Raw genomic sequence first — 546 nt, 5'->3', positions numbered from 1 at the left:
TGATGCAACTCAACAGACTCATCATCAAATCCTATCGGTGCTCTTCCTGCTTCCATTCTCTCAACATTGGTGCCCCATACCGTTTCCCCTTTTTCAGTCCATTTAACCCTTGCATGAGGATCAAACAAATCGTCTCTCCGATAAACTGTGTAGGTCTGTCCAAATTTGCTATCGGTAAATTTAGTGGGTTTCTTTTTTAACCAAAGCTTTTTTTCTTTAGCAGCAAGTTTAGTTAGTTCTTTCTTCGCCGCAAATTTGTCAGGATCTCCTTGAGCTGCAAGTTCTGCAAGATTTTTCTTGGAAGCAAATTGGGCAAAATCTTTCCTAGCCATGAGTTTAATCCAAGCCTTTTCGCCAAGCTTTATGCCTCCCTTGGCTGCTCCAGCAACTCCTGTCATTAGGGATGCTACTTCAGTCAATAATTTTCCAAATTCAAGTCCAGCTTTAAAGGATCCACCAGCACCGGCTTGCTCATATTCCTCCTCCATTTTATTAATGCGATCTACATAGGACTGTCCAAGGGTCCGACCAATTGTCGCCAAAATC

General features: G+C 42.5%; 1 pseudogene. It reads right to left on the bottom strand.

The features are described 5' to 3' along the window. Positions 1 to 546, bottom strand: a pseudogene (locus tag ACFIMQ_RS09735) (hypothetical protein); the annotation flags it as partial.

The sequence above is a fragment of the Bartonella sp. AD13SXNS genome, assembly GCF_042196465.1.
GTDB lineage: Bacteria > Pseudomonadota > Alphaproteobacteria > Rhizobiales > Rhizobiaceae > Bartonella.
The sequence above is the reverse complement of the archived record's forward strand: the minus strand, read 5'-3'. Positions and strand labels throughout refer to the sequence as shown.